The sequence below is a fragment of the Chryseobacterium contaminans genome, assembly GCF_001684955.1.
Lineage (GTDB): Bacteria > Bacteroidota > Bacteroidia > Flavobacteriales > Weeksellaceae > Chryseobacterium > Chryseobacterium contaminans.
The window spans coordinates 1-429 of the sequence record NZ_MAYF01000291.1; the positions used below are offsets into that span (position 1 = coordinate 1).

Sequence of the window (429 nt, forward strand, 5' to 3'; positions counted from 1 at the left end):
GGGGTGGAAGGCGACTTCTTCTTCTTCGTATCCTTCCCCTTGCCGTTCTTCTTGCCCTGTAAAGCGCAAGTAAGTGTCGAGCGAGAGATCTGCACGGTCACCAGTAAATGGGTTACTCACCGTGTTCTTGCCCTTGCTCTTGGCAAGAGACGCCTTGACAAGCTTGTCGACCTGCTTCTGGAGCGAGTCGGCATCTTCCATCTCAACGTCTTCATCCACCGCCTTCTGCATCACTTCTTTCTTCGCCTTGGATTTCTCCTGAGCTACACGATGACGCTCTTCGACAATTGAGCGGACGCGGTATGCGTAAATGACGATGTCATCACACATCTCGCGGCACAATATGCCGATGGCGGGGTCCTCTTCATACTTATCAAGGTTGAGATGGACGGTGCCATTCTCATCGATGACCTCTTTGAACTTGGGAAG

The 429-nt window shown here is 52.0% G+C and carries 1 protein-coding gene; it reads right to left on the reverse strand.

The genetic code is table 11. The annotated features are described in order from the left end of the window. A partial coding sequence (locus tag BBH99_RS22485) for a hypothetical protein (protein WP_165601946.1) occupies window positions 1–429 on the reverse strand: 429 nt, incomplete at both ends.